Origin of the sequence: Streptomyces sp. NPDC002742, assembly GCF_042888885.1 — a bacterium.
In the GTDB taxonomy this organism is placed as follows: domain Bacteria; phylum Actinomycetota; class Actinomycetes; order Streptomycetales; family Streptomycetaceae; genus Streptomyces.
On record NZ_JBIAQF010000009.1, the window covers coordinates 311220 to 332538 of the forward strand.

Here is a 21319-nt window from a genome sequence, read left to right on the forward strand (position 1 = left end):
ATCAGGAGGCAGTCATGGCAGAGCGCCCGGAACGCAAGCCCCGGAAGCCCCACTCCGCGAAGGTCGTGCGGACCGAGCGGCTGACCCCCCACATGCAACGGGTGGTGCTGGGAGGCGACACCCTTGCCGGCTTCGCCACGGGCACGAGCACCGACCATTACGTGAAGCTGCTGTTCGGCGCCCCGGGCGTCACGTATCCCGAGCCCTTCGACCTGGAGAGCATCCGCGAGGAGTTCCCGCGCGAGCAGTGGCCGGTGACCCGGACGTACACCGTGCGCTCCTGGGACCCCGAAGTGCGCGAGCTGACCCTGGACTTCGTGGTGCACGGCGACGAGGGGCTCGCCGGACCGTGGGCCCTTCGGGTGCAGCCGGGCGAGGTCGTCCGGTTCATGGGGCCCGGTGGCGCCTACGCTCCCGACCACGGCGCCGACTGGCATCTGCTCGCCGGTGACGAGAGCGCGCTGCCCGCGATCGCCGTCGCCCTGGAGTCGCTGCCCGACGGCGCCGTCGTGCGCGCCTTCGTCGAGGTCTCCGGGCCCGCGGAGGAGCAGAAGATCGACTCCGACGCGGAGGTCGTCTGGCTGCACCGCGGTGACCGGCCCGTCGGCGCGGCTCTGGTGGAGGCCGTACGGGCCCTGGAGTTCCCGGAGGGCCGGGTGCACGCGTTCGTGCACGGCGAGGCGGGGTTCGTGAAGGAGCTGCGGGCGCTGCTGCGGGTCGAGCGCGGGATTCCGCGCGACGACCTGTCCATCTCCGGCTACTGGCGTCTCGGTCACAACGAGGACGGCTGGCAGGCGGCGAAGCGCGCGTGGAACGCCCAGGTGGAGGCGGAGCAGGAGGCGTCGGCCTGACACCGGCTCACCACCCCGTACGTCATCAGGAGGCGGACCCGCGTCGCGCGGGCCGCCTCCTGACGTATGCGCCGAGAGGCCGGTCCGCCCGTGGCGCGGGACCGGCCTCTCGGCCATGGGCGGCGGGGGCCGCGAGGGCGTGAGGACTTCGGCCCGTCGCCGACACGGCCACGTCACGCGGGTGAAACAGGGGCTCCCTAATTTCTGTCACCCGACAGGAATTCCGGGAATCCCTCTCCCTTCCGCGCCGAAGGCAGGTGCCGCCGTGACCACCACCGCCCCCTCCGAGGTACGCCCCGATCCGCCCGAGACCCCCGACGACCGGTCCCTGACCGAGTTCGGCTACCGCCAGGAGCTGCACCGCAGCCTCGGCCGGTACGCGTCGTTCGCCGCCGGATTCTCCTTCATCTCCGTCCTCACGACGGTCTTCCAGTTCTTCGCCTTCGGGTACGCCTTCGGCGGCCCGGTCTTCTTCTGGACCTGGCCGGCCGTGCTGATCGGCCAGCTCGCGGTCGCCGCGTGCTTCGCGGAACTGGCCGCGCGCTACCCGATCTCCGGCGCGATCTACCAGTGGTCCTCGCGTCTGTCGAACCTGTCCTTCGGCTGGTTCGCCGGCTGGATCATGGTGATCGGACAGATCGTCGTGGTCGCCGCGGCGGCTCTCGCCCTGCAGATGGTGCTTCCCGCGATCTGGTCCGGCTTCCAGCTGGTGGGCAGCGATCCGGCGCCCACCAGCCCCGACGGCGCCGCCAACGCGGCCGTCCTCGGCGTCGTCCTGCTCGTCCTGACCACGCTGGTGAACGTCCTCGACAACCGCGTGATGTCCGCGGTCAACCGGATCGGCGTCACCGCCGAGATCATCGGCGCCGTCCTGATCATCGTGCTGCTGCTCACCCACTCCGAGCGCTCCCCCGGCATCACCTTCCACACCGGCGAAGGCACCGGCAGCGGTCTGTTCGGGGCACTCATGGTGGGCTCGTTCATGGCCGCGTACGTGATGATCGGCTTCGACAGCGCCGGCGAGATGAGCGAGGAGACCCACCACCCGCGGCGCACCGCGCCCCGTACGATCCTCACCGCGCTCGGCGCGGCCGGCCTGCTCGGCGGACTGATCGTGCTCGGCGGGCTGCTGGCCGCCCCGAGCCTGACCGACGGCCGCCTCGGTGTCGACGGCCTGAGCTACGTCCTGACCAGCAGCCTCGGCGACGGGGTCGGCCGGGCTCTGCTCGCCGACGTGGTGGTGGCCATCGCGGTGGCGACCCTGGCGATCCAGACCGCCGCCTGCCGCATGCTCTTCTCGATGGCCCGCGACAACCAGCTCCCCTTCTCCGGACGTCTCGCGAAGGTCGACCCGCGCACCGGTGTGCCGAGCGCCCCCGCCCTGGTCGTCGGCGTCCTCTCGGCCGCTCTGCTGCTCCTGAACTTCGCCTCGCCGGACGCGTTCCTGGCGATCGGCACCACCTGCATCGTGATGCTGTACCTCGCCTACGCGATGGTCACCGGGCCGCTGCTGGTACGCCGGCTGCGCGGGCGGTTCACCGCGGACGGCACCGACGAGACGGGCGCCCCGCTCTTCTCCCTCGGCCGCTGGGGCATCCCCGTCAACGCGCTCGCCCTCGTCTACGGCCTCTTCATGACCGTCAACCTCGCGTGGCCGCGCGCCGCGGTGTACGACCCGGCGGGCGGACACTGGTACTTCCGCTGGTTCACCCTGCTGTTCCTCGGTGTGACGCTGGTCGCGGGCGCCGGGTACCGGGCCTTCAGGACGCGGGCCGCGGCGGCGACGGCTCCCGAGGTCGTCCCGGCCTCGTACGCTTGACCGGGTGAGACGCAAGCCCCGGATCCCGCCCTCCCCCCTCCCGCAGCGCCACGGGGTCGACCCCGTGCGGATCAGACTGCCGCGGGAGGGGAGTTCGGCCACGGTTCGGGAGTATCTGGTGGAGCGGCTCGCGGCGGGCGACGGGGTCATCGACGCGATGATCGACGAGGGGCTGATCGTCGGCGAGGACGGACGGCCGCTGACCGCCGAAGCGGCCTACGCGCCGGGGATGTTCGTGTGGTTCCACCGGGAGCTGCCCGACGAGGAGCCGGTGCCGTTCCCGCTCGACGTGGTGTACCGGGACGAGCACATCGTCGTCGCCGACAAGCCGCACTTCCTCGCCACCACACCCCGCGGCAGCCATGTCGCCGAGACGGCCCTCGCCCGGCTGCGCCGGGAGCTGGCCCTGCCGGAGCTGGGCGCCGCTCACCGCCTCGACCGGCTGACCGCCGGGCTCGTACTGTTCACCGTACGGCCCGGGGAACGCGGCGCGTACCAGTCGCTGTTCCGCGACCGGCTGGTCGACAAGGAGTACGAGGCCGTGGCGCCTTACGACTCCGGTCTCGGGCTGCCGCGCACGGTCACCAGCCGCATCCTCAAGGAGCGCGGGGTGATGGCCGCGCGGGAGGTGGCGGGCGAGCCGAACGCGGTCACCGGGATCGAACTGGTGGAACGCCGGAACGGGCTGGGGCGCTACCGGCTGACGCCCCGTACCGGCCAGACCCATCAACTCCGGGTGCACATGAGCGCGTTGGGCGTGCCCATCCTCGGCGATCCGCTGTACCCGGTGGTGACCGGTCCGGTGCCGGCCGGTGACTTCCGGCGTCCGCTGCAACTGCTGGCGCGGACGCTGGAGTTCACCGATCCGGTCACCGGAGAGGCTCATCGGTTCGTGAGCGAACGGGTGCTTCAGGCGTGGGCCTCGTACGACGTCTGGTCGGCCCGGACCGCCGGGGATCAGTAGCCGCGCCACCAGCGCAGGAAGCGCTGCCAGGCGCTCTGCCCGCGGGCGGCTCCGGGAGCGGCCGGGACGGGTTCGGGGGCCACCGGCCGCGGCGCGGCGGGCGAGGCCGGTGCCTCGGTGTCCGTCGTGACCTGCCAGTGGGACCGCTGGGCGGGCAGCGCGCGGACGGAGGGCCGGCCCTTGACGTCCTGCGTCGGCTTGGGCTCGAATCGCACGGGCAGATCCACGAGGTGGCGCGACGACATGGAGCCCCGCCAGCGCAGGTCGCTCTCGTCGCAGTCGAGTTCGACGTCCGGCAGCCGTAGCAGCAGCGCGTCGACGCCGACATCGGCGATGGCACGGCCGATGTCCTGCCCCGGGCACTCGTGGGGACCGCCGCCGAAGGCGAGGTGGGAGCGGTTGCCCTGCATGCTGGCGGCCAGGTCGGGCCGGATCCGGGGGTCGACGTTTCCCGGCGCGATCCCGAACAGCAGTCCGTCGCCCTTGCGGATGCGCTGACCGCCGAGCTCCGTATCCTGCTTGGCGAAGTAGCCGAGGACGGCGCTGAACGGCGGCTCGTTCCACAGCGACTGCTCGACCGCCTCGGGAACGGTCATCTGCCCGCCGTTCAACTGGGCCCGGAAGCGCGGGTCGGTGAGCACCATGCGCAGCACATTGGCGATGAGGTTGGCGGTCGCCTCGTACGCGGCGAGCAGAACGAGCCGCAGGTGCTGGGCGACCTCGTCGTCGGTGAGCCGGGCCGGGTGGTTGATGAGATGGCTGGTGAAGTCCTCCTCGGGCTCGGCACGGCGTCGCAGGGTGTGCTGCGTCAGTACGCTCATGACGTACTCGTTGCTGGCGATCGCGGTTTCGGTTCCCTTGAGCAGGTCGCGGGTGGCCTGCACCATGCGGTCGTTGTAGTCCTCGGGCATGCCGATGATCTCGCAGAGCACGGACATCGGCAGATGCTCGGCGAACTGCCCCACCAGATCGGCCTCGCCCAGCTCGCAGAACGCGTTGACCAGGCGCTGCGTCGCGCGGTTGATGTAGCGGCGCAGGCTGCGGAAGTCGATGGTCGACATGGCGCCGGTGACGGCTCCGCGCAGCCGCAGGTGCTCGTCGCCCTCGGCGTGGGAGCAGATGGGCTGCCAGGCGATGTGCGGGGCGAGGGGATGGTCGGCGCCCGCCGTGCCGTCCTTGACGGCGGTCCACAGCCGGCTGTCGCGCGCGTAGTGGGAGGGCGTGCTGACCATGTGCAGGTTCTCGGCATGGCCGAGGACCACCCAGATCGGCACGTCGTTGTGCAGCAGCACGGGTGCGACGGATCCGTGTTCGGCACGGAGCTTCTCGTACAGCGCACCCAGGTCCTCCGCCTCCGGCCCGTACAGGCGGCGCAGACCGCCGGGACCCACGCCCGGACCGACGCCGGGGCCGGTCGCATGGGCGGGGCAGCCTGGGGGCGGGCCGCCCAACGCGGGTTGTCCGGTACCGGCCGGGGAGTGGGATTCGGTCGTCACAGTGATCGCTCCGAAGCTCAAATACGTTCTATGAATGGGGAGTTGGCGAGCGGATGCCGTTTCACGGTACGGCGTTCAGACGCGCGCCGACGTCATCGCCAGGGAATGCAGGAACCGCATCAGGGTCATCAGGGTGTCGCGGCTGGAGGCTCTGCGGCGGGCGTCGCACTTCACGATCGGGATCTCCTCCGCCAGGTCGAGCGCGGCCCTCAGGTCCTCGACCGGGTACCGGGGCGCGTCGGGGAAGTCGTTTATCGCGACGACGAACGGAACGCCGCGCTCCTCCAGGCGGCCGATGACGTCGAAGCTGACTTCCAGACGGCGGGTGTCGATCAGGACGACCGCGCCGAGCGCTCCCTCGAACAGGCCGTTCCACAGGAACCAGAAGCGCTCCTGGCCCGGAGTGCCGAACAGGTAGAGCACCAGTTGGTCCGTGATGGAGATCCGGCCGAAGTCCATGGCCACGGTGGTGGCCGTCTTGGTCTCGGACCCGTAGTTGTCGTCGACTCCGATGCCGGCCTGCGTCATGGTCTCCTCGGTCGTCAGCGGCTTGATCTCGCTGACGGAGCCCACCATGGTCGTCTTGCCGACTCCGAAACCGCCCACGATCACGATCTTCACCGCCGCCTGCGCGGTGTGCGGCAGGTGGTCCTCGGCGCGAGGGCCCGTGATGGTGTCAGAGCTTTTGAAGTCCATGCATCACCGCTTCGAGGAGGGAACGGTCGGGGAGCGCCTGCCGGACGATCGGGGCGCGCGCCTGTACCAGTTCGGCCGCCAGCAGCTCGGTGAGCAGGACGGTCACCACGCTGTACGGCAGATTGAGATAGGCCGAGATCTCGGCCACGGACAGAGGTGCCTTGCACAGCCGCAGCAGGGCGGACTGCTCCGGCTGGGTGGCGGGGGGCGGTGACTCGGCGCGCGCCACGACGAGGGTGACGAGGTCGAGTTCGGCCCGGTCGGTGCCCTCACCACCGCCCGTGAGCACGTACAGCCGCTCGGGGTTCTTGGGTTTGCCCTGGCCCCCCTCCCCCTCGCGGTCTTCCGGGTCCGCGAGGGGGAGGCTTGTCGCGGGGGGTTCCGGGGGCCGCTCCTTGGGTCGGCGCCGCCGGCGTTGCGGAGGAGTCATACGGTCTGCCCGTTGCGCCGCGGCGGGCTCGTGAGATGGGCACCGATCCGTACGACGAGGTCACGCATGCGGTTGCTCATCAGCCCCGGTTCCGCGGTCTGGTTGGCGAGCACCGCGAGGTAGGCGTTGGCTCCCGCCGACATCAGGTAGAAGTAGCCGCCGTTGATCTCGATGATGACCATCCGCATCCGGCCGTCGCTCTTGGGGATCTCGCCCGCGACGGCCCCGGCCAGGCTCTGCAGGCCCGCACAGGCCGCGGCGACCCGGTCGGCCGCGTCCGGATCGCCGCCGTAGCGGGCGATGCGCAGTCCGTCGGCGGAGAGCACCACGATCTGCTGGATGCCCGGCACTCCGTCGGCGAGATCCTTGAGCATCCAGTCGAAGTTGGCTCGCTGCTGGATCACTTGAGGTCCCCCTCGTCGTCGGCCTCGGCAGGGGCCGGCTGGTTGTCCGTGCTGGACGCGGTCGGGTCCGGGTCACCCTTGAGTCCGTTCATGAACGCCTCGACCCACAGTCCGGGTTCGGGCTCCTTCTCCTGTGGTTCGGGGTCGGGTTCCCACGACGCCGTGGCGCCGGCGGCCTCGGCGGCCTCCTGCTCGGCACGCGCCTCGGCGTACCGTTGGCTGAGCGGGACCTTGACCCGGCTGCGGCGCTGCGGCAGACCGCCCGGCGTCCACTCCGTGACCACCGGGACGTCGTCCTCGCGGAGGTCGCCGCTCGACGAGGGGATGCGGGGGCCCGTGGTCGGCCGGCGCTTCTTGGGCTTGCGCGCCGGGCCCTCGACCCCGCCGTTGTCGATGCCGGTCACGGAGGTGGCTCCGATGCCGTGCGCGAGACCGGGGGCGAAGTCGGTGGTGAGCATGGCGCGCGGGGCGACGAGGACGGCGCGGACACCGCCGTACGCGGACTGCCGCAGCGAGATCTGCATGCTGTACATCTGCGCGAGTCGTCCGACGACGGCCATGCCGAGCCGGGGCGCCTGGCCCATGACGTTCGGGTCGACGCCCTCCGCGGCCAGCCGGAGCAGCTCCTCGATCTTGCCGCGGGCCTCGTCGCTGAGACTGACGCCGCCGTCCTCGATCTCGATGGCGATGCCGGTCTGCACCTCGATGGCGGTGACGTGGACCTTGGTGTGCGGCGGCGAGTACCGGGTGGCGTTGTCCAGGAGCTCGGCCAGGGCGTGGATGAGCGGTTCGACGGACACGCCGTCGACGGCGATGTCGACGATGTTGTGCAGCTCGATGCGCCGGTACTCCAGGATGCGCGACATCGCGCCGCGCAGCACGCTGAACAGCGGTACGGGCTCCGGCCATTGGCGTCCGGGGCGGCCGCCGCCCAGTACGGCGATGGAGTCGGCGAGCCGCCCGATCAGCGCGGTGCCGTGGTCGATGCGCAGCAGGTCGTCGAAGACCTCGGGGTTGCGCCCGTGGTCCTCCTCCATCTCGCGGAGTTCGTTGTTCTGCTGGTGGACGATGGCCTGGACGCGCCGGGCGATATTGACGAAGGAGCGCTGCGCGGCGTCGCGCATCGACTCCTCGGTGTCGATGATCTTGAGCAGCTTCTTCAGCAAGTCCTTCTGGGACTTGGGGATTTCACGGAGGTCCGGGTCGTCGCGACCCAGGGTGCGAAGCACTTCCGAGGGGGAATCCCCGTCGTGCAGCCGGTCGATCGCGTACGGCAGGACCTCCCGGGTGAACCGCACGATCTCCTGATCGTGCGCGGCGACGCGCTGTTCCAGGGAGGCGGTGCGGCGCGCGAAGTCGGCCCGCAGGTCACGGGCGAGGCGGCCGCGCCGGACGGCTTCGCCGCCGATCGCGATGACCAGCAGTGTGGCGAAGCCACCGCACAGGGCGACCGCGCCCCGGGCAGGCTCCGTCACCGCGGCGACCGCGGCGCCGGTGGCCACCGCCATCAGTATGGCCGGCAGCAACAGCACGCGCGCGTAGGGAAGTTCACTGTCACCGGGAGGCGATTGAACACTCACCATGTATGCCCTCTGAGACAAGTCGGCTGGGGGTGGGGGAGGTTTGTGGGGGAAACGGCATGCATCGGCATGACCCAAACGAGATCTTCGGAACTTTTGGGAACAAGCGCACGATTACATCCCAACTCGGTGCGCTGCGGGCGAGCTTAGTCCGACCGGATCATCGCTGTGTCATATTCAGCAAGCACCTGAAATCGCCCATAAGACTGGAGTACCCTCAGCCCCATTTGCACGCTGCGCCTCCATGCGCACACGGTGTGTGATGGCGTGCGGGTGTGCGAGACCCCGTCTCACCGGGGGTGATGACGGCCCGGTCGCGCCGAAGCGGCGACAGCGTGGCGGCGGCGTAGCGGCGGCGGGGAAGCTGGTGGCGAGGCGACGGGAAAAGCGGCGGCGAGGACTCAGATTCCGGCGATGCGCAGCGCCGCGTCCGCCGTGGCCTCGGCGAAGGCGGACACCGGGCGCTGCGGATCGGAGCGGTGCACGAGGATGACTCCCTCGATCAGCCCGAACAGCAGATCCGTCCGCAGATCCAGCTCGCTCTTGGCGAGCGCGCCCCCTGCCGCCGTCGCGGCGAGCAACTGACGGTAGGTGTCCTTGAGTTCGGCGCGTACGGCGTGGAAGCCGGCGAAGCGTTCGGTGCGCACCTCGGGCAGCAGATAGAGACCGCCGAGGTTGTGCGGGCCCCCGCAGAGCACCTGCACGTCGGTGCGGCACAGCTCCCACAGCCGGCCCTCCGCCGGCGCCGTGTCATCGGCGAGGAGCTCGCGGGCGAACGCCAGCGACGGCGTGACCGTGGACTCCAGGAGCTCGGCGAGCAGCTCCTCCTTGCCGGACACGTAGTGGTACATGGACGCCTGGCGCATGCCCGCCCGCTCGGCGACGGCACGCGTGGTGGTGGCCGCGTATCCCCGCGTCGTGAACAACTCGGCCGCCGCGTCGAGCAGTTCGGCGCGCGGTGTGAGCCCGCTGTCCGGCCGCTGCGCGGCCCGAGGCCTGCCGACCCGTCGCCCGCCACCCGTTCCCATGCGTTCGATCCTCGCACACACGACGTGCGCCGACGGGGCGCCGCGAGGTGCGCGGCACACACCGGGCGACGGCTCCCGGACCCGGCCGCCCCGGCGGCGAACCCTCCGTGAGGGACAGGTAACCGCGCGGCAACACACGGGACACGGCCGCGACCCACCCCGCCTCTAATTTCTGTCGGGCGACAGAAATTGCCCAGGAGCCGGAGGACCCGCGATGGCGACAGCGACCACCCACGGAGCACGCGACCACGCCCGCGCCCAGGAGGGGGCCCGCGCCGAGGCCATGCCCGTGGTCCCTGCGGGCGACTGGCCGGCGCCGCCCTGCGAGGCGGGCCATCTGGTGTGGGCGGAGACCGTGGCGGGCGGCAACTACACGCACAAGGTGCTGGCCCGGGGCACCGAACTGCGCCTGACCGACCTCACCGGCGACGCCTGCGCGCACCTGCTGCTGTACGTCGCGGACCGCCCGTGGGAGCGCCTGAACGTCGCCGACACCGTCAAGGTGCAGTGGAACGCCTATCTGAGGCAGGGGCAGCTGCTCCTCTCCGACCAGGGCCGGGTGCTGGTCTCGGTGGTCGCCGACTCCTCCGGACGGCACGACGCGCTGTGCGGCACCTCCACGCTCGTACGCAACACCGAGCGGTACGGGGACGGCACTCCGCAGTCCGCGTCCCCGGCCGGACGCGAACTGTTCAAGCTGGCCGCCGCCAAGAACGGACTCGGACCCCGCGATCTGCCGCCCTCGCTCTCCTTCTTCCAGGGCGTGGAGATCCGCGACGACGGCTCACTCGACTTCACCGGCTCGGCCGGCGCCGGCGGCACCGTCACCCTGCGCGCCGAGCAGGACGTCACCGTGCTGATCGCGAACGTGCCGCACCCGGCCGATCCGCGCCCGGACTACACGAGCACCCCCCTGGAGGTGCTGGCCTGGCGCGCGCGGGCCACGACGGCGGGCGACCCGCTGTGGGAGGCCACCCCGGAGGGCCGCCGCGCCTTCCTCAACACCGCCGAATTCCTTGCCACGAGGGGGCTCGCATGACGCACGTCACCGTCCCGGCCAGGGCCACCTGGTCCGCCGTCGTCCGCACCGGCCAGACGCTCACCGTCACCGATCTGCACGGCAACCAGGCCGTCGACTTCCTGGTGTACGCCGCCGAGGACACCGCCGTCCGCTACAGCGCGCCCGACACCATCCAGGCGCAGGGCAACATCTTCCTGACCACGGGCAGCGTGCTGATGTCCAACGAGCACACCCCGCTGATGACGGTCGTCGAGGACGAGGTCGGCCGGCACGACACGGTCGGCGGCGCCTGCTCCAAGGAGTCGAACACCCTGCGCTACGGGCACCACACCTGGTCCCAGCACGCCTGCGTGGACAACTTCCTCGCGGAGGGCGCCCGTCACGGCCTCGGCAAGCGCGATCTCGTCTCGAACATCAACTGGTACATGAACGTGCCGGTCGAGAAGGACGGCACCCTCGGCATCGTCGACGGCATCTCCGCGCCCGGACTGCGGCTGACCCTGCGCGCCGAACGCGATGTGATCGTGCTCGTCTCCAACTGCCCGCAGATCAACAACCCGTGCAACGGCTTCGAACCGACGGCGGTCGCGATGACGATCGGGGCGTCCGCATGACCTTCGACACCCTGCTGATCGCCAACCGCGGCGAGATCGCCGTCCGGATCATCCGGACGGCCCGCGAACTGGGCCTGCGCACGGTCGCCGTGTACTCCGACGCCGACCGCGCGGCGCCCCACGTCCGGCTCGCCGACGAGGCCGTACGCCTCGGCCCGGCTCCCGCGAAGGAGTCCTACCTCGACGGCGACCTGGTCCTGAAGGCGGCCAAGGACACCGGGGCCGGGGCCATCCACCCCGGGTACGGCTTCCTGTCCGAGGACGCCGCGTTCGCGCGGCGCTGCGAGGACGCCGGGATCGTGTTCGTCGGGCCGACACCGCAGCAGCTGGAGCTGTTCGGCGCCAAGCACACGGCACGGGCGGCGGCCGAGGCCGCGGGGGTGCCGCTGGCGCCGGGCACCGGGCTGCTCGCCGGGCTTCCCGAGGCCCTGGAGGCGGCCGGTCGCATCGGCTACCCGGTCATGCTCAAGGCCACCGGCGGTGGCGGCGGCATCGGCATGTCGGCATGTCGATCCGCCGGTGACCTGACCGAGGCCTGGGACCGGGTGCAGCGCGTCGCGGCGGCCTCCTTCTCCTCGGCCGGGGTCTTCCTCGAACGCCTGGTCGAGCACGCCCGTCATGTCGAGGTGCAGGTCTTCGGTGACGGCCGGGGCCGGGTCGTCACCTTCGGCGACCGCGACTGCTCCCTCCAGCGCCGCAACCAGAAGGTCCTGGAGGAGGCGCCCGCCCCCGGCCTGCCCTCTCGCGTGCGCGCCGAACTCGCCTCCGCCGCACGCGAGTTGTGCGCCTCCGTCGGCTACCGCTCCGCCGGGACGGTCGAGTTCGTCTACGACGCCGCCCGCGAGGAGGCGTACTTCCTGGAGGTCAACACCCGTCTCCAGGTGGAGCATCCGGTCACCGAGGAGATCTACGGTGTCGACCTGGTCGGCTGGATGCTGCGCCTGGCCCGGGGCGAGTCCGAGGTCGTACGGGATCCGGGGGCGCCCCGCGGTCACGCCGTCGAGGCACGGGTGTACGCCGAGGATCCCTCGCGCGAACACCGGCCGAGCGCGGGCCTGTTGACGCGGGTGGAGTTCCCCGGCGGCGTCCGCGTGGACGGCTGGGTCGAGACGGGCACCGAGGTGACCACGTCGTACGACCCGATGCTCGCGAAGATCATCGCGTACGGGCCGGACCGGGCGCACGCCCTGGAGCGGCTCGACGAGGCACTGGCCAGAACCCGGGTGGACGGCATCGAGACCAACCTCGGTCTGGTGCGGGCCGCGCTCGCCGAACCGTCCTTCCGGCGGGCCGAGCACTCGACCGCCACCCTCGCGGGTGTCACCGATCCCACCCCGCGTGTCGAGGTCGTGTCCGGCGGCACGCTCACCACCGTGCAGGACTGGCCCGGCCGCACCGGCTACTGGCAGGTCGGGGTACCGCCGTGCGGCCCGATGGACGACCTCTCCTTCCGGCTCGGCAACCGCGCCCTCGGCAACCCCGAGGGCGCGCCGGGCCTCGAATGCACCCTGCGGGGACCGGCGTTGAGGTTCACCCACGCCACGACGGTCTGCGTCACAGGGGCCCACGCGCCGGTCACGATGGACGGCTCGCCCGTCGCCCAGTGGGAGCCGGTGACCGTGCCGGCCGGGGCGGTGCTGGAGGTCGGCGCGCCCACCGGGCACGGTCTGCGCACCTATGTACTGTTCGCGGGCGGCGGCCTGGACGTGCCCGCGTTCCTCGGCAGCGCCTCCACCTTCACGCTCGGCCGGTTCGGCGGCCACGGGGGCCGGACCCTGCGGACCGGCGACGTACTGCACGGCGGCGCGGTCACGGCACACGGGGCACCCGTGCCACCCGGCGACCGTCCCGGCTTCACGGCCGAGTGGCGGGTCGGCGCCCTCGAAGGCCCGCACGCCGCACCGGAGTTCTTCACCGAGGACGACATCCACGACTTCTACGCCGCCGACTGGAAGGTCCACTTCAACTCGGCCCGCACCGGCGTCCGGCTCGTCGGCCCGAAACCCCGCTGGGCCCGCACGGACGGCGGCGAGGCCGGACTGCACCCGTCCAACATCCACGACACGCCCTACTCGGTCGGGGCCGTCGACTACACCGGCGACATGCCGGTGCTGCTCGGCCCGGACGGCCCCTCCCTCGGCGGCTTCGTCTGCCCGGCGACCGTCGTCAGCACCGAGCGCTGGAAGCTCGGCCAGCTCCGCCCCGGCGACACCGTGCGCTTCGCCCCGCTCGCCGACGACGGTTCGGCACGGCCCGCGATCGTCGACGGCGGGGTGCTGGCCAGGGACGGCGACGTGACCTACCGCCGCAGCGGCGACGACAACCTGCTCGTCGAGTTCGGGCCCATGCAACTCGACCTGGCCCTGCGCATGCGGGTCCACGCACTCATGGAGGCGGTGACGGAAGCGGATCTCGACGGCGTCACCGACCTGACGCCGGGCATCCGCTCGCTCCAGATCCAGGCGGACCCGCGTCGGCTGCCCCAGCGCGAACTCCTGGAAGCCGTACGGCGGACGGTCCGCGCGCTGCCGCCGAGCGACCAGCTCGTCGTGCCCTCCAGGACCGTCCACCTCCCGCTGTCCTGGGACGACCCGGCCACCCGCGAGGCCATCGCCCGCTACATGGCCGGGGTCCGCGACGACGCTCCCTGGTGCCCGTGGAACATCGAGTTCATCCGCCGCGTGAACGGCCTGGACTCGGTGGACGACGTGTACCGCACGGTGTTCGACGCGGAGTACCTCGTCCTCGGCCTCGGCGATGTCTACCTGGGCGCACCGGTGGCCACCCCCCTGGACCCCCGCCACCGCCTGGTGACCACCAAGTACAACCCGGCGCGCACCTGGACCGCCGAGAACTCGGTCGGCATCGGAGGCGCCTACCTCTGCGTCTACGGCATGGAGGGCCCCGGCGGCTACCAGTTCGTCGGCCGTACGACCCAGGTGTGGTCGGGCTGGCAGCAGCGCGGCGCGTTCGAGCCGGGCTCGCCCTGGCTGCTGCGCTTCTTCGACCGGATCAAGTGGTATCCGGTGGACGCGGACGAACTCCTGGAGCTGCGGGCCGACATCATCTCCGGCCGCTTCGTGCCGCGCGTCGAGGAGGGCACGTTCTCGCTCGCCGCGTACGAGGACTTCCTCGCCGAGAACGCCCAGTCCATCGCGGAGTTCCGGTCCCGGCAGGGCGGCGCGTTCTCCACCGAGCGCGACGCCTGGGAGGCGGCTGGCGAGTTCACCCGCGCGGACGCGGCGGGAGCCCCGTCGGCGCCGGCCGTCGAGGTGAGCGTCCCGGAGGGCGGCAGGCTGATCGAGGCGGAGTTCGCCGCGTCGGTGTGGCAGCTGAACGTGGAGCCCGGTGAGCGGGTGACGGCGGGGCAGCCGTTGCTCGCCCTGGAGGCGATGAAGATGGAGTCACGCGTCCCCGCCCCGGTCGACGGCGTGGTCCAGCGGATCCTCGCCAAACCGGGCGACCAGGTGGAGGCGGGCACTGCCCTGCTGGTGCTCGCGCCCCCGGAACCGCCGGCACCCTGACCCTCCGCCGGTCCCTGGCACTCCCCCGCCACCCGCACGAGCCACGCCGCCACGGCACCGGGTCCCGCACCCGTACCCAGCACAAGGAGTTCCGATGTCCGCCCTCACCCGAGTCCGCATGGCGTACGCCCGTATCGAGGCCGTGGACCGCCCCGAGATCTGGATCGACCTGCGCCCCCGGGCGGAAGCCGAGAACGAAGCCCGTGCCGTGGACGCCCGCATCGCCGCCGGCGAGCGCCTCCCGCTCGCCGGCACGCTCCTCGCCGTGAAGGGCAACATCGACGTCAAGGGCCTGCCCACCACCGCCGGCTGCCCGGCCTACGCGTACACCCCGCAGGCCGACGCCCCCGCGGTCGCCCGCCTGCGCGCGGCCGGGGCCGTCGTCCTCGGCACGACGAACCTCGACCAGTTCGCCACCGGCCTGGTCGGCACCCGCTCACCGCACGGCGCCGTCCGGAACGCCCTGGACCCGGAACGGATCAGCGGCGGCTCCAGCTCGGGATCCGCCGTGGCGGTGGCCCTCGGCATCGTCGACCTCGCACTCGGCACGGACACCGCCGGCTCCGGCCGCGTCCCCGCCGCGTTCAACGGCATCGTCGGCCTCAAGCCGACCCGCGGCCTGGTGCCCACGACCGGCGTCGTCCCGGCCTGCGCCTCCCTGGACTGCGTGACCGTGTTCGCCCGCACCCTTCCCGAGGCCGAACAGGCCCTCTCCCACCTGGTCTCCCCCTCCGGACGCGAGCTTCCGCCCCTCGCGCGGCGCGCGCCCGGCCCCTGGCGCGTCGCCGTCCCGCCGACGGCACAGCTCGGCGAGCTGGACGAGGGCTGGGCAGAGGCGTACGAGGCCGCCGTGCACCGGCTCGTCGCGGCGGGGGCCGAGGTGCGCACTCTCGACCTCACCCCGTTCACGGAGGCCGCCGCGATGCTCTACGAGGGCGCGTTCGTCGCCGAGCGCTACACGGCGGTGGGGAGCTTTGTCGACAAGCTGACCGCCGAGGGGAGTGCCGGTCTCGACCCGACCGTCGCGGGGATCATCACCCGTGCCCGGGACATCCCGGCCCACCGCCTGTACGCCGACCAGGAGCGGCTGGCCTGCCTGCGCGCCCGCGCGCTCGCCGAACTGGCCGACGCGGACGCGCTGCTCCTGCCCACGGCGCCCGGCCATCCCACGCTCGCCGAGGTGGCCGCCGACCCGCTGGGCGCCAACGCCCGGCTGGGCCGCTTCACCAACTCCACGAACCTCTTCGACCTGGCGGCCGTCGCCGTCCCCGCCGGGCGGACTCCCGCCGGACTCCCCTTCGGCGTGATGCTGATCGGCCCGGCGTTCACCGACGAACGGCTGGCACGGATCGCCCGCTCGCTGGAGCCGGAGACGCGCCTCGCCGTGGTGGGGGCGCATCTGTCCGGCCAGCCGCTGAACACGCAACTGCTGTCCCTGGGCGCCCGCCTCGACCGTACGACCACCACCGCCGCCGTGTACCGACTGCACGCCCTGGCCACCAGCCCGCCGAAGCCGGGTCTCGTCCATGTCGGCCCGAGCGGCGGCGCCGCCGTCGAGACCGAGGTGTGGACCCTCCCGGCGGACGGCCTCGGACGCCTGCTGGCGGCGCTACCCCGCCCGATGACGCTGGGCAGCGTCGAACTGGCCGACGGCAGCTGCGTGCCCGGATTCCTCTGCGAACCCGGCGCGCTGGACGGCGCGCCCGACATCACGGAGTACGGCGGCTGGCGCGCGTACGTGAGCCGCCACCCGGCCCGCTGACCCACCGGGGTCCCCGACAGCACGCGCGCGACTCGGGCGCGGAGCCGTGCGCCGCACCCCGCCGAAAACGTGCGCCGGTGGAGTCGGCTGCCGAACAGACGGCCGCCGGACGAACGTCATGCCAGGGCCGCCCTGCCCGCGAACGCCGTCGGCCGACGCGACCGCCTCCACGGGCGACAGGCGCCGGGGCGCCCGTGCCCCCGGTCACCGGGACACGTGGGCGCCGGGCCGCGCCCGTCGCCCACGTCGTCCGTCGCCGGGTAGGGGCCGGCGGCCAGTCGTGCGCCGCCCCCGGAGGGATGACGGCGCACAGCCGGGGCGGGCCTCAGCCCACCGACGAGTAGGCCACCACCCCGCGCAGCAGGGCGTCGACCGCCTTGCGCGCGTTCTTCGCGACCGTCGAATTCCCGCCGCCCGAGACGGGCGCGGCGGCCGCGATCTGGCCGAGGACGTCGATGACCTGCTTGCACCAGCGCACGAAGTCACCGGCCGGCATCTCGGCCTCACGCAGCACCTCGTCGAGGCCCTTGCCGGACGCCCACTCATGGGCGGCCCAGGCGAAACCGAGGTCCGGCTCACGCTGGCCGACGCCCTCGGTCTGGTTGATCCCGAAGTCCTCCTCCAGCGCGTCGAGACGGCCCCAGATGCGCACCATCTCGGCGAGCGCGGCCTTCGCCTTGCCGGACGGCACCTTCGGCGCCATCGCGTCGTCGGCGACCCGGGACTCGTACACCAACGCCGAGACACAGGCGGCGAGTTCGGCCGGGGAGAGCCCGTCCCAGATACCGGCGCGCAGGCATTCGCTGGCCAGCAGGTCGAGTTCGCCGTAGAGCCGGGCGAGCCGCTTGCCGTGCTCCGTGACCTCGTCGGAACGCAGATAGTCCAACTCGGTGAGCAGGGCGACGATCCGGTCGAAGGTGCGGGCGATGGTGTTCGTCCGGCCCTCGATCCGGCGTTCCAGCTGCGTGGTGTCGCGCTGCAGACGGTGGTAGCGCTCGGCCCAACGGGCGTGGTCCTCGCGGTCGTTGCACCCGTGGCAGGGGTGCGCGCGGATCGCCGTGCGCAGCCGGGCGATCTCACGGTCGTCGGCGGCCTCGGCGCGCTTCCTGCGGTGCCGGTCCGGGACGATGTGCCCGGCCTTGGTCCGCAGCGCGGACGCCAGGTCCCGACGGGACTGCGGCGAACGCGCGTTGAACGACTTGGGGATCCGCATCCGGTCGAGCGCCTCCACCGGCACCGGGAAGTCCATCGAGGCCAGCCTCTTCACCTGGCGCTCGGCGGTGAGCACCAGCGGGCGCGGGCCGTCGTGCTGCTCGAAGCCCCGGTGGCCGTTGGACCGGCCGGCGGGCAGCCCGGGGTCCAGCACCAGCGCCAGTCCCGCGTACTTGCCGGTCGGCACGTGGATCACGTCACCCGGCTTCAGTTTCTCCAGGGCGACGGCCGCCTCGGCACGGCGCTCCGTCATGCCCTGCCGGGCCAGCTCGGTCTCGCGGTCCTTGAGCTCGCGGCGCAGCTCCATGTACGCGTCGAAGTCCCCGAGATGGCAGGTCATCGACTCCTTGTAGCCTTCGAGACCCTCCTCGTTGCGCTGCACCTGCCGGGAGATCCCGACGACCGACTTGTCGGCCTGGAACTGCGCGAAGGACGTCTCAAGCAGCTCGCGCGAGCGGTGCCGCCCGAACTGCTCGACCAGGTTCACCGCCATGTTGTACGACGGCTTGAAGCTGGAGCGCAGCGGATAGGTGCGGGTGCCCGCGAGGCCCGCGAGGTGCTCCGGGCTGAAGCCGCGCTGCCACAGCACGACCGCGTGGCCCTCCACGTCGATGCCGCGGCGGCCGGCCCGGCCGGTCAGCTGGGTGTACTCGCCGGGAGTGATGTCGGCGTGCTGCTCGCCGTTCCACTTGACGAGCTTCTCCAACACCACCGAGCGGGCGGGCATGTTGATGCCCAGCGCGAGGGTCTCCGTCGCGAAGACCGCCTTCACGAGGCCCCGGACGAACAGCTCCTCGACGACCTCCTTGAAGGTGGGCAGCATGCCCGCGTGGTGCGCCGCGATGCCGCGCTCCAGGCCCTCCAGCCATTCGAAGTAGCCGAGGACGTGCAGGTCCTCGTCCGGAATGGAGGCGGTGCGCTCCTCGACGAGTTCACGCACGCGCACGCGCGCCGCGTCGTCGTTCAGCCGCAGACCGGCGTGGAGGCACTGCTGCACGGCGGCCTCGCAGGCCGCGCGGCTGAAGATGAACGTGATGGCGGGCAGCAGCCCTTCGGTCTCCAGCCGCTCGATCACCTCGGGGCGGCCGGGCGTCCAGATGCGCGAGCGCTGTCTGCGCTCCCGCTCCCGGTCCGCCTCGCGCATCGCGCGGCCCCGTTTGCGGTCCTGGTACGACGGACGGCTCGCCTCCATGCGCGCCATGCGCGTGAGGTCGGGGTTGACGGCCTTGCGCTGGCCCTCGCCCTCCTCGAAGAGGTCGTACATCCGCCGTCCGGCCAGCACATGCTGGAACAGCGGGACGGGCCGGTGCTCGGAGACGATCACCTGGGTGTCGCCGCGCACGGTGTCCAGCCAGTCGCCGAACTCCTCCGCGTTCGACACGGTCGCCGACAGTGACACCAGGGTCACGGACTCGGGGAGGTGAATGATCACTTCCTCCCAGACGGCGCCGCGGAAGCGGTCGGAGAGGTAGTGCACCTCGTCCATCACCACATAACCGAGGCCCAGAAGGGTCCCCGAGCCCGCGTACAGCATGTTCCGCAGGACCTCGGTGGTCATGACGACCACCGGGGCCTCGGAGTTGACGCTGTTGTCGCCGGTGAGCAGGCCGACCTTGTCCGCGCCGTAACGGCGGCACAGGTCGGCGTACTTCTGGTTGGAGAGTGCCTTGATCGGAGTCGTGTAGAAGCACTTCTTGCCCTGCTGCAGGGCGAGGTGGACGGCGAACTCGCCGACGATCGTCTTGCCCGAGCCGGTGGGCGCCGCCACCAGCACGCCCTTGCCCGCTTCGAGCGCCCGGCAGGCCTCGATCTGGAAGGGGTCGAGGCCGAAGTCGTACATCTCGCGGAAGGAGGCGAGCGCGGTGGCCTGCTCGACAGCGCGCCTGCGTGCTGCCGCATACCGCTCGGCCGGTGAGAGGTCCTCTGTCATCGTGCTTTCGAGACTACCGGGAGCCACTGACATGAGGACGATCATTATCCGTATCAGATGCTGTGAAACATCGGATCCCCGCAGCTCAGGGAAGTGCGACGCGTACGGCCGCCGGTACGCACTCCGCTGTGAGCGGCAGCGGCCCGAGCGGCTCCCCGTCCGCGTAGCCGGTGATGCCGTCGGCGAGGAGTTCGACCCGGGCCGCCCGGTACACGCTCACCAAGGGATGGTCGACGTGGGTACCCCGGTAGACCCTCGGGAAGATCTTGAGGAGCGTCGTGCGGGTGCAGTCCCCGACCACGGTGATGTCGAACAGCCCGTCCCCGAGGTCCGCGCCGGGACAGATCCTCATGCCACCCCCGTACGACGATCCGTTCCCGACGGCCACGAGCGTCGCCTCGATCTCCCGGGTCCCGCCGTCGTCCAGCGTGATGCGGTACGAGAAGGGCCGGAAGGCGGCCAGTTCGGCGAGCATGGCGACGTCGTACTTGAAGCGGCCGACAGGCAGGCGCATCCGGTTCCCGCGGTCGTTGACCCGGGAGTCGAACCCGGAGGCGAGGACGGTGCCGAACCAGGTGCCGTTCACCCGGCCCAGGTCGACGTCCGTCAGCCGGTCGTTCTTGAGGGCTTCGGCGATCAGGCGTCCCGAGGCCGCCGGGTCGCCCACCGGCAGGCCGAGGGCGCGCGCGAAGTCGTTGCCCGTCCCGGCGGCGACCAGTCCGAACGGGGTACGGGTCCCGGCGACGGCCTGGAGGGCGAGGTTCGCCATGCCGTCGCCGCCGACCGCGACGAGGGCACCGGTGCCGCCCGTGACCGCCTCGCGGGCCCGCGCCAGGCCGTCCGCCGCGTCCTCGCCGAGGACCGTCCGGACGGAGAATCCCGCGGCCCGCAACGCGGAAGCGGCCGGCTGCGCCGCGCGGGCGCCCCGGCCGCGGCCCGCGGTGGGGTTGACGAAGAGGGTGATCTCGCTGGTCACAGGCTGACCCTACGAGGTCCCGGGCTTCGTCAGGTCACGTCGTCATAACCGTTGACCCGGTCCGTGCTGGCCTGCTCCGGAAGAGTCGGTCCGGCCGTCACGTTCTCGATGTCTCCGATGTACTCGGGAGTGAGGTCGAGGTCGGAGGCCTCGTCGTCACCCGGTCCGGACTCGTCGCGCCGACGCTTGCGCCGGTCGTTGAGCAGCGAGAAGACGACCGCGCCGAAGTACAGGATCCAGATCGGCCCGGCGAGCGCCATCATGGTCAGCGGGTCGGTGCTGGGAGTGGCGACGGCGGCGAAGACCGTGATGCCGATGATCATGCCGCGCCACCAACCGAGCATGCGCTGACCGGTGATGATGCCCGTGAGGTTGAGCATCACCAGGAGCAGCGGCAGCTCGAAGGAGAGACCGAAGACCACCACCATGCGCGTGACCAGGTCGAGCAGGTCGTCCAGCGGCAGGAGGTTCTTCACGCCGCTCGGCGTGAACTGCATCAGCACCTTCGCCGTGGTGGGGAGCACCTTGTAGGCGAAGAAGGCGCCGCCGAAGAACAGCGGGACCCCGGTGCCGACGAACGCGTACGCGTACTTCTTCTCGCTCTTGTGCAGACCCGGCGCGACGAACGCCCAGAGCTGGTAGAGCCAGACCGGCGAGGCGAGCACGACGCCCGCCATCAGGGAGACCTTCAGCGCCAGGGTGAACGGGGCGAGCAGACCGTTGATGGTGATCTGCGCGCACTGGTGGTTCTTGGGCTGCTTCGCCAGCTCGGCGAAGGTCTCCGGACACCCGATGGAGTCCAGGACCGGCTTGGTGAAGAAGTTGATGATGTTGTTGTAGTAGAAGGCCGCGACGATCGTCACCAGGACGATGGCCAGCACCGCCTTCGCGAGCCGGTTGCGGAGCTCGCGAAGATGGTCCGCGAGAGGCATGCGCCCCTCGGGATCCCTCTCCGTGTTGCGGGCAGACTTGAGCAACCCACATCCTCATCTCATGCGGCGGGCCGGAGATC

At 71.7% G+C, this 21319-nt stretch carries 16 protein-coding genes; 7 read left to right on the forward strand and 9 right to left on the reverse strand.

Annotation, left to right across the window (positions count from 1 at the left end; translation table 11 throughout):
• Positions 1-14: 14 nt before the first annotated feature.
• The 3 genes from ACFYW8_RS18785 to ACFYW8_RS18795 all read left to right on the forward strand — a co-directional run bounded on the left by ACFYW8_RS18785 (position 15) and on the right by ACFYW8_RS18795 (position 3634).
• Positions 15-851 (forward strand): siderophore-interacting protein, encoded by an 837-nt coding sequence (locus tag ACFYW8_RS18785; RefSeq protein ID WP_389076037.1) that lies wholly within the window; start codon positions 15-17, stop codon positions 849-851.
• A gap of 265 nt (positions 852-1116) precedes the next feature.
• Positions 1117-2670 carry an amino acid permease gene (locus ACFYW8_RS18790; protein WP_389076041.1) on the forward strand — a complete coding sequence of 518 codons (1554 nt, stop codon included), beginning with the start codon at positions 1117-1119 and terminating at the stop codon, positions 2668-2670.
• 4 nt (positions 2671-2674) lie between these two features.
• Positions 2675-3634, forward strand: coding sequence for an RluA family pseudouridine synthase (locus ACFYW8_RS18795; RefSeq protein WP_389076045.1), 960 nt, complete (start codon positions 2675-2677; stop codon positions 3632-3634).
• Here the strand turns inward: ACFYW8_RS18795 and ACFYW8_RS18800 are convergent.
• From ACFYW8_RS18800 to ACFYW8_RS18825, 6 genes are all read right to left on the reverse strand, one after another.
• Positions 3628-5130: a cytochrome P450 gene (locus tag ACFYW8_RS18800; protein ID WP_389076047.1), complete on the reverse strand. Its 1503-nt coding sequence runs from the start codon at positions 5128-5130 to the stop codon at positions 3628-3630. The genes ACFYW8_RS18795 and ACFYW8_RS18800 overlap by 7 nt on opposite strands.
• A 75-nt stretch (positions 5131-5205) precedes the next feature.
• Entirely contained in the window at positions 5206-5826 is a 621-nt protein-coding gene (locus tag ACFYW8_RS18805) for an ATP/GTP-binding protein (protein WP_266756785.1), read from the reverse strand.
• Positions 5807-6256: a DUF742 domain-containing protein gene (locus tag ACFYW8_RS18810; RefSeq protein WP_389076051.1), complete on the reverse strand. Its 450-nt coding sequence runs from the start codon at positions 6254-6256 to the stop codon at positions 5807-5809. The genes ACFYW8_RS18805 and ACFYW8_RS18810 overlap by 20 nt, the downstream gene beginning before the upstream one ends.
• A complete protein-coding gene (locus tag ACFYW8_RS18815) occupies positions 6253-6660 on the reverse strand; it encodes a roadblock/LC7 domain-containing protein (protein WP_266756789.1) in 408 nt (135 codons plus the stop codon). The genes ACFYW8_RS18810 and ACFYW8_RS18815 overlap by 4 nt, the downstream gene beginning before the upstream one ends.
• Positions 6657-8243 carry a sensor histidine kinase gene (locus ACFYW8_RS18820; protein WP_389076057.1) on the reverse strand — a complete coding sequence of 529 codons (1587 nt, stop codon included), beginning with the start codon at positions 8241-8243 and terminating at the stop codon, positions 6657-6659. The genes ACFYW8_RS18815 and ACFYW8_RS18820 overlap by 4 nt, the downstream gene beginning before the upstream one ends.
• 398 nt (positions 8244-8641) lie before the next feature.
• Complete coding sequence (locus tag ACFYW8_RS18825; protein ID WP_365875188.1) at positions 8642-9268, reverse strand: helix-turn-helix domain-containing protein; 627 nt, start codon at positions 9266-9268, stop codon at positions 8642-8644.
• 214 nt (positions 9269-9482) lie between these two features.
• Here ACFYW8_RS18825 and ACFYW8_RS18830 point away from each other — a divergent pair, with 214 nt between their 5' ends.
• The 4 genes from ACFYW8_RS18830 to atzF all read left to right on the forward strand — a co-directional run bounded on the left by ACFYW8_RS18830 (position 9483) and on the right by atzF (position 16189).
• The gene (locus ACFYW8_RS18830) at positions 9483-10307 is read left to right on the forward strand and encodes an urea amidolyase associated protein UAAP1 (RefSeq protein WP_389076063.1); all 825 of its coding nucleotides are present in this window, start codon (positions 9483-9485) and stop codon (positions 10305-10307) included.
• Entirely contained in the window at positions 10304-10903 is a 600-nt protein-coding gene (locus ACFYW8_RS18835; protein ID WP_389076069.1) for an urea amidolyase associated protein UAAP2, read from the forward strand. Before ACFYW8_RS18830 ends, ACFYW8_RS18835 begins: the two co-directional genes overlap by 4 nt.
• Positions 10900-14427 carry a 5-oxoprolinase/urea amidolyase family protein gene (locus ACFYW8_RS18840; protein WP_389076072.1) on the forward strand — a complete coding sequence of 1176 codons (3528 nt, stop codon included), beginning with the start codon at positions 10900-10902 and terminating at the stop codon, positions 14425-14427. The genes ACFYW8_RS18835 and ACFYW8_RS18840 overlap by 4 nt, the downstream gene beginning before the upstream one ends.
• Before the next feature lie 94 nt (positions 14428-14521).
• A complete protein-coding gene (atzF, locus tag ACFYW8_RS18845; RefSeq protein WP_389076076.1) occupies positions 14522-16189 on the forward strand; it encodes an allophanate hydrolase in 1668 nt (555 codons plus the stop codon).
• A gap of 325 nt (positions 16190-16514) precedes the next feature.
• On the opposite strand, the gene ACFYW8_RS18850 is transcribed toward atzF, so the two are convergent.
• Genes ACFYW8_RS18850 through tatC form a run of 3 tightly spaced genes read right to left on the reverse strand, consistent with a single transcriptional unit; the run spans position 16515 to position 21284 of the window.
• Positions 16515-19376 (reverse strand): DEAD/DEAH box helicase, encoded by a 2862-nt coding sequence (locus ACFYW8_RS18850; protein WP_389076080.1) that lies wholly within the window; start codon positions 19374-19376, stop codon positions 16515-16517.
• A gap of 40 nt (positions 19377-19416) precedes the next feature.
• A complete protein-coding gene (locus ACFYW8_RS18855) occupies positions 19417-20307 on the reverse strand; it encodes a diacylglycerol kinase (RefSeq protein WP_389076085.1) in 891 nt (296 codons plus the stop codon).
• 29 nt (positions 20308-20336) lie between these two features.
• Positions 20337-21284, reverse strand: coding sequence for a twin-arginine translocase subunit TatC (gene tatC, locus ACFYW8_RS18860; RefSeq protein ID WP_389076091.1), 948 nt, complete (start codon positions 21282-21284; stop codon positions 20337-20339).
• Positions 21285-21319 lie beyond the last annotated feature (35 nt).